This window comes from Bradyrhizobium sp. 31Argb, assembly GCF_043638955.1.
GTDB lineage: Bacteria > Pseudomonadota > Alphaproteobacteria > Rhizobiales > Xanthobacteraceae > Bradyrhizobium.
On record NZ_JBEGDB010000325.1, the window covers coordinates 1 to 8,393 of the forward strand.

Annotated in this window: 2 protein-coding genes; both read right to left on the minus strand. The window is 62.0% G+C overall.

Annotation, left to right across the window (positions count from 1 at the left end; genetic code table 11):
- Nucleotides 1-220: 220 nt before the first annotated feature.
- Entirely contained in the window at nt 221-7,078 is a 6,858-nt protein-coding gene (locus tag AAFX91_RS36100; protein WP_394569700.1) for a shikimate kinase, read from the minus strand.
- A 486-nt stretch (nt 7,079-7,564) separates the two neighbouring features.
- Nucleotides 7,565-7,885: a thioredoxin gene (gene trxA / locus AAFX91_RS36105; protein ID WP_394569701.1), complete on the minus strand. Its 321-nt coding sequence runs from the start codon at nt 7,883-7,885 to the stop codon at nt 7,565-7,567.
- Nucleotides 7,886-8,393 lie beyond the last annotated feature (508 nt).

Here is an 8,393-nt window from a genome sequence, read left to right on the forward strand (position 1 = left end):
ATCCGGGCGTTCACCGAAACTGTCCCGGCCCAAAAGATCGCTTAAATCACCGCTCTCCCGCGTTCTTCACGGACGACTCGGTCGCCTTCTCATTGAAGAAAGACATAAACGTACGTCCGGTTACTCTTTACTTGCAGGTAGGCCGTGTACAACCTGCCGTCGATAGTGATGCTTGTCACGGGCTGGTCGGAGCTCGGAAGCACGTTCTTCCACTCCATTGCTAGCCTGAGGTTTTTCGGTGCGCGCTGGTCGCCGTGGATCCAGTTTGGGACGAATGAACCGGTACCCGAGCCGGCGCGTATGTCGAGCCGAAGATCGATGTGGCGAAATTTTCCAATGATCCCGGGTTTTCCGGCGGCGGCAGGCTCGGCTGGTTGACGCTTGGGGCGGGCGAGTTGGCATCCCGTGTTGAGGGCCCGGGTCGACCTGCCGCATCGTCGGCTCGCCGAATCCTCCGAGGGTTGCTCAAGCGGCGCTGGAGTCGCTCCCGATCGGCGACGAGATTGTTGAGGTCGACCACGGCTGGCCACTGCCCTTGCGCCAATCGTCCGACCAGCTCCCGCGTGCCGTCCACCACGTAGACACCGCAATCATAGCCGTTGCGCTGCTGCGCCATCTCAGGCGACACAAGATAAGCGCCCAGATTTCGTGCGATGGTTGCTGCAGCCTCGCGGTGGTATCCTTCCAGGGAGTCGTAATGATAGGCAACCGGATTTGACCGATCGCGGCGATCAACGAACAGCAGTGACCAATGGCTGCCGCGGCTAGCAGGATCGGTAGCGGAGGCATCGCTCACTGGCAGGAACAGGAAGTCGGCCGTGTCGTTGCCGGTCCGTCTATCATTGACGATGCGCTGGAATGCGACCTCCATGTTCCACCCCAGGCGCAGACTATAATTGACGATGAGAGGATCCGCAAGGCGCGTACGGTCGGCGAGATTTGGCGCGTTCTGCCGTAGCTCCTCCTCGAGGAGCTCGTAGTCCCTATGGATGTGGTCGTCGCCCAGCCAATCGTCGGTGTCAAGCTGCAGCCCGCCGGGGGCGTAGGACGAGGTCGACGCAACCGGATCCAAAGCCCCGTCTTGAGCACCGAACGCCATTGGCGGATGAATCGGCGCATGATGCGCACCATCCTGCAGCGCGTGAGGCATGTATGGCAAATCAAAGAAGGACTCGAGACCGGCATAGGTGTCGGACGATTGAGCCGGCGCCACTTCCGCATACGGAGTGAACGGCAAATCGACCAGAGAACCAAGGCCGGCGTACGGGTCTGACGACTGAGCTGGCCCTGCGTCCGCCTTGGATTGCGCTGGCGACGGGACGGTGTGCCCTTCGGCGTGCCGAGAGCCACCGGCCCCGGACGCGCCCTCCGCCATTCTGCGGCGGTAATCACCCATCATCCTCAACCCAGTGAGGAGGTTGTGGTTAGCGGTGCCTGGGAACAATTCCTGAACGTGCTGCATCAGTGACGCCTCACCTAAATTGGCGATCTGCAGTCCCTTATCGTTGAGCGCCTCAGAAAGCCTACGCAGACTCGTAGAATAGATACTGACATTGCTCGGCAACCGCCCATCTCGAACGGCAGCCTCAGCCGCCCGATCGATGAGAACTTCATCTTCTTTCGGTACGTTGTATTTCCTTGAGCGGCTGGCCACTTCACCGGACCCACGATTGGCGGTGCCGGAAGCACCGGAGACATGTGATATCTCGGCAGCGGGCAGAGCGGCTTCTCTGTCGCTGCACAGGAAAGCGTAGAGTTCCTTCACGCAAATGCGGGCGTCCTTCTTGTCTTTTTGAAAGGGCGGGACGAGGGGCAACCTGATATCGGCCTTTTGGTAGAACGGACTGTGCTCTTCGTACAGCTGGTCAACCTTCTGCTCGATGTCGGCGCCTTGCAGCAGCGGCCGGTTGGTGTCCCTCTTGAGGCGCCTGCGGAGCTCTTTCAGCTCGGTGTCGAGCCAGATCGACCTCGCCTTATTAAGGACCAGGGCTTGATTGGACTCCTTGCCAAAGCAGCCGGCGCCGGTTGCGATGACGATCGGCCCTCTCTCCAGCTGCTTGGCGAGCTCTTTGGTCTCCAGGTCCCTGAAGTGCGCCTCGCCGCGGCCAGGGTCGGCGAACATCTCCAACAGATTGCCGTGCTCGGCGACGATACGCTTATCGATGTCGACAAACTCCACCCCCAACTCCTTGGCAAGCTGGGCGCCGATGGTCGCCTTGCCGCTCGCCGGCATGCCGACGAGCACGACCGGCCGCGTACCGAGGGCCGCGAGGATCTCGCCGGCTTGCGGCGAGCGAGCGACCGCAATCTGTTGTCTTGCGACGGTGAGCGACCTGGAGGTCCCTGCCGCCCTCGACCTGCTTTCTCTTGGCGAGCTCCACTGTAATATGTCCCAGGCACCATCAGGAACGGGGACCGGCTTGCATTCGCTCTGCGCGAGCTTGGCCCAGTAACTGGCCGGCGTATGGAACTCGACCTCAAAGCGATAGTTCTGCGCGGTTCTGAACGCCGCGTGAACGCCGCGTAACCGCCTCGTGTCCATCCTGGTGAACCAGTTGGTGGTCTCGACGTGGCTGCAGTCCCGCTCCTCGAAGGCCCGTACTGCGTTCTTGAAGGTGGGCCTAAATGTCTCGTCCGGGATCTCGAAGACATGGCGCACGGCATTGGTGACCAGTTGGGCCTCCGGCGCCGCGCTCACGCTCTGGCCGGTCAACTCGTCGGCTATCCAGACCTGCCCGCGCGACCTTTGGTCAAGATGCGGCACCTTCACCTCGATGCCGTCCTGCCGCAAAAGCTCGGCAACCGCACGCACAGTTTCGGTAATCGCGCTTTCTTGCGCTTCGGCGTGGGCGGCGTCAAGCCTGGCGCGCTCCAGGGCCTGTTCGCTGCTCAGCGTTATCCTGCTGGCGGGGTCGTCGTCGGCCGAGATTGCTAAGGCGCTGGGCAGGATGCTTTTTTCGACGGCGAGTCTGATCGAGGCTTCCATGACCGAGGCCGCCAGCGTGGGGTTGTCCTTCAGATCCGCCAGGCTGCCATCGACGTCGAACCGGCCCTGGTGGAGCTTTGCCGCCTGCGCCTTGACATAGGGCGCCGGCTTGAAGCCCGGCCACCGCTCCAAGAGCCGCTGCAATCCGGTGGTTTTTTGCATGAACACCCGCGCACCGGTATCGGACTTGTAGGCGTCCGTGCCGACCTTGATGCCGACGCTCAACAGATTGATGGCGCTTTCATGCAGATCGTCCGGGTTGTAGCCGTCGGGCCGCGGATCGATGCGCGGCTGGTAGTGGTTGAGCAGGAAGTCGATGCGCTTCCTGGCGTCAGCGGTTGCCGGATAGGATTCGCTGAGTTTCGGGAAGAGCGCGCCGGCGTCGGCGCTGACGGCGGGCTTCGCGCCGGTTGAGGCCACGGATCGCGCTAACTCCGACTGCTCATGAGCCGGCTCGCTATTGAGCTGCAGGTTCCAGTCCTGGAGCTCGGCCACTAGCAAGGCGGCCAGTTCGCAGGCCACCGGATGCCTGGCGGCCTTGCTGTCTTCCCCCGCCCTGGCGATGAGCTCATGGAGGGTCTGGCCATCCGGCCGATCTTCCTGCAACAGTGCGCGGATGTCGGCGTTGAGCTCAGGATGAATGCCCTCGTAGGTGCCGAAGATGGCACGCTCGGCAAACCAGCGCTGCGCCTCTAGCGGCTGCGCCAGCATGTTGCGCTGCAGGCAGCTGTAGGTCTCCAGCACCAGCCCGGTGGCCGACAGGATCTGCTTGGACCGGCTGAACTGGTAGCCGCCTTTCTCAATGGCCGGCGTGTGCGACTTCGGCGGCTTCATCGAGGCGATGCCGCGCGCCTGCAGCTGCGCGTCGAACTGGCGCACATGCTCGTAAAGGCGAGGCCGGTCGCCGATGATGACGACGGCGTCGCCGTCAAAATCGCCGTCGAGCTTTTTTTGTTCGGCGCTCGGAACCGCAACCAAAGAGCCGGGCGCGAACACCTCCGTCGCCTGCAGGATGCCGACGCACTCGAGCGCGGTGTCGGCCTTGACCCGGTCCTTTGCCTCCAGCCAGCGCGAATGGCACTTTACGTCCTCGGCAGACATCACCACCCCGCGCTCGGCGAAGTCCGCCGGCCACATTTCGTCGGGCACAACGATCAAGATGCCTTTGGCAAAGAAGGTCGGATCGTCGGCGGCAAGCCCAGCCCCCGACCTGTGCGCGACATTGAAGCTGTATTGGAAGGCTACGCACCGATCCAGGAACGCCGCGGTCCGATCGCCATCGCGCGCCGACCTGACCCGGTCAGCGGCGAACGGGCGCAGGTTGGGCTTGTCATAGGGGGAGCGTCCGACAAGCACGCCAGCGTCACGGGTCAAGGTCTTGCCCTTGCCCGTCGGCACATGCAGGCATTCGTCGCTGGACGGCACGGCGATAGCGCCCGAACCCTCGATATGCCCGCCCGTGACCGTCCGGAACAGCTCCTCGACGGTGAGGCTTTGATGGGTTTCGAGCCAAGCCAGAGCCTTCTCGCGGGTCTCCTGTGCCACCTCGACGCTGCGCGGATAATGTTGCAGCGCCGAGGGCGGTACGGCCGATTGCCTTTTATCGGCATATGCAGGCATCCGCTCGGGAGCGTCGTGGCGAGCCCGGGCAATGGCCGGCATGCGCTCGGCCAGTGAGGCCCTGATGAAGCCACAGCCGTCATGCGGCCGCAAGGCGATCTCGCCGTCTCGCCCCTCGAACCGGAAGGGATGCGCTGCGCCTGCGGGGCGGTCGGGCAGAAGGGACAGCTTGAAGCACCCTTCCAGCGCATAATCATGCGGGCCAACGTCGGGGATGCCCGGCGGCGCGGCAAATCCGCGGCGCTGGGTATAGTAATAGGCTTCCTTGAACGGCGCCCAGGCCCGCGACAGCTGCTCAAAGGCCGTACCCGGAGCCGTCTCGGCATAGGGGATCGCCAAAAGCTTGCCGCTTGGGGCCTCTGCGGCCGCGAAGGGCAGCTGAGAGGCAAGCTTGTTCAGGCTCTCTTGCGGCGGCTTCAGTTTGCTGCCGCCGAACAGGTCCATGCGGTAAGGCACGCCCTTCACGGTGAACGTGCGTTGCAGCATGGCGCCAGTCGGAGTTCCCTTTAGCTGCACCGCCACCACCTTCACCGCGCCCGAGGTCAAGCGGTGGAAAATGGAATAGCGCAACTCGGCTTCGCTGGCCAGCGGCCGGCCTTGCATGTCGACCACCGGCAGCCGCATCAGTCCGGCATCGCCTTGCGGCGGTCTCGGCTCGTGGTCCATGGCCTGAAGGACCCGATGGACATCGAAGCTGGCGGCTGCATGCTGGGCCTGGACCATCGATGCGTTCTGCGCCATGAAGGTGTCGAGCGCTTCGAGCGGCTCCTGCGCCTCGATCTCGGCGATCACGTTCCAGCTCTTGTGGGAAAGGTCGGCGTCGATGAGGGCGCGGGCACTGTCCAGGATCTGCCTGGTCTTGCCGTGCAGCTCTTGCTGCCTGGCCTGCAAGGCGAGTTCGTCGCCCTCGAGATAGGGCCGCCGGTAGAGCGTCTCCAGCACCGCCCGGGCCTTGAGCACCTGATGGATCGAAAGCGCCGGGAAGCGGCTTGCATTGGCGCCGCTGGTGCGCTCGGCTTGGCCTGCCTTGAGATGGGCATCGATCTTGTGTTCCACCACCGGCTGGATGGCGTTGAGCAGGTTCAGCGCCGACCTGCGGTACCAGCGCAACACCGCCTTAGGGCTGCGAGCCAGTGGCAGCAGGGAGGCGCAAAGATTGCCCATCGTCTCGAGGTTGTTGTCGAGCTTAAACCCGGGAGCGGCACGTAACTCCTCGAGCCGGTCCAGCCCCGGCCGTGCCAGCGCACCGAGATCGTCCAACAACTGCGCCGTGCCCAACGCCTTGAATATACTCGCGATGGCATGGACATCGGCCTGCTGCAGCCGATCCTCGGCATATTGGAGGTGGTGCGCCAGCTGATGCAGCTGGTCCTTCAGCAAGGCGGGGTCGGCGACCTCGCCGGCGGACTCTCCCTCCTCGATACCCCGCGACAGACCGTTGGCGATCCTGACTAGCGCAGGCGTGCTGAAAGTGCGGAAGCGACGGCCCTTGGAACCGAGCTCGCCGGCGATGGCAACGATCGCCTTGCGTGCTTTTTCTTGTTCCGGCCACTTGCCGAAACCGTTCACCAGATCGGCCAATTCTTGATCCGAGAATCCGCCAAGATTGCCGGCGCGGGCAACCACCACGCCGGCGATGGCAAGCGTCGCTTCACGCGTCTTCTGCTGGTCCGGCCATCTGCTGAAGCGGTACACAAAATCGGCCAACTCTGGATCCGAAAATCCGTCGAGATTGCCGTCGCAGGCAACCACCGCGCCGGCGATGGCAAGCGTCGCTTCGCGCGTCTTCTGCTGGTCCGACATTGCGTCGGAGATGCGGTGCGGGCCTCCTTCGCTATCAGGACGCCCTGCTTGTCCAAGCAACTCTCCGGTGCTGCCCGTACTCCCTCTCCGATCCAGCAAAACGCATCTCAGGGCCTGGGCATCTTGATGACGCACGGGCTCGACGGAACGCGACGAGGCGGTTTGCCGAACCGGGGTGGTCGGTTCACGGCCATCATCACGCTCCGCCGAAGCGGCGGACAAGATCAATGGATTGGCTTCCTGCCTGCTGCTGGCCCACCGCTCGAGGCACCACTGCCGATAACTGCGAATGTCCGCCTCTGAAGCCATACCGCCCGAAGAATCTAAAATGCCGTTGCGGTCCATGATCCCCATAAGGCCGTCAGTAGCGCGTCCCTGTGACGGATTTCGCAAAAGACGAGGGCGGTCATGCAATGCGGACTCACGGCGATTCAAGCGAGAATTCGGGCGGCGTTCAATCCCGGCCAGCGCCGTGCTTAACTCCCGCGACATACTGCCCAGCGAATTGTCTTCCCCATCGGATGATTCCACCCAGCTCACAGCGCTTGGCTGCTCCAGATGGTCAGTTGCTGTCGTAGAAGCTTGCGTGCTCGAATGCTGGATTTCTTCATCTTCTTCCATGATGGTATACAAAGCACGATTAGCCCAGGCTCGCTCGATAAAATCCATGCCTAGCCTCCCGTTTTAGAAGCGCCCGCCGGTTTCTGATCACGGGATATTGCGGAGTCTAGCTTACGAGAAGCTGACGATCGCGACGAGAGTACCCGCGTCAGGGTGTGGTACGCGTCATAAGCCCCCCCAAGCTCGCCGAATAGCAACTATGGATATCAGTGTGAGAAAGCTTGGAAGCTCGAGATTTCCAAATGCAGCAAGGCCACAGCATCCTTTCTCCAGTTCGGTTGGGTGGCCCCTTAGCAGAAAGTAACGCGTCCCGGCTAAGCTACCATCAGCCTCGCGTCATTTGCCGGCCACTGAGGCCGCCTTCTTCCCGTTTCAGTCCTGAGACTCGACCCGCACCGTCGTCTGGACAGCGGGAGCACGGGCTCTTTCTCCGTCCATGCAAATACCTAACCAACCAAGAGTCACTGATCCGTACGAGCGGAAATCAAGCAGCTACGCCAGGCCGCGCCAATAAGGCAAATTGAGCGATATCGATCAGGCAGCGTCCGAAATCCAGTTCAAAAGAGCTGTCTTCGGTTTGGCGCCGACCGAGAAATCGGCCACTTCGCCGCCCTTGAAGATCGCGAGCGTCGGAATGGAGCGCACGCCCAATTGGGCGGCGAGTTCCGGGTTTTCATCGATGTTGAGCTTGGCGACCTTGATCTTGCCTTCCATCTCGACGGAGATTTCCTCGAGGCTCGGAGCCATCATCTTGCAGGGATCGCACCATTCGGCCCAGAAATCGACGACGACGGGTGCTGCGGATTCCAGAACTTCCGACTGGAAGTTATTGATATCGACTTTCACGGTAGCCATGGCTACTCCTTTGACCGAAGAAGATGTTGAACCACATGTGACGGTGCGGTGCAGAATTTTTCAATTATCAACCCGACCATGGAGGCTGTAGAACTCATGCGCAGCGCGCGCGAAACGCTGCTACCGGCTGTCCTTTGACAGCCGGCCTTCCCCACTGACACGCGGCTGCGTGCGCAAGTTTTTCAGGTTCACCAGCTACGGGCAATCTCGCGTAATCCGTCGTTCCGATCGTATCTGCTGCTTCGCGGCCGCTGCGGCTCGCTGGTGCTGCCGACCTCGCCCCCCCCCCGACGCGACAGAAGCCTTTCCGTTACGCTCGCTGGGAGATCCAGCGCTTTGTCCTTATTCCTTTCTTGGCCAACCCTCTGCAGAGTTTGAGCAAGTGGCGTGAATGATGGCTTTGTGTAACTTAGGCCTCTAGCCTTTAGCAGCTAGGAGCCTGTCCGAGTAGTCCCTGTTCAATTGGGCGGGAGTGTGATTCGATTTGGTCCATGAGCAAGTATTTTCG

Coding starts and splice junctions, on each gene's coding strand:
- AAFX91_RS36100 (WP_394569700.1), bottom strand. CDS start 7,078: ATGGATTTTATCGAGCGAGCCTGGGCTAATCGTGCTTTGTATACCATC.
- trxA (WP_394569701.1), bottom strand. CDS start 7,885: ATGGCTACCGTGAAAGTCGATATCAATAACTTCCAGTCGGAAGTTCTG.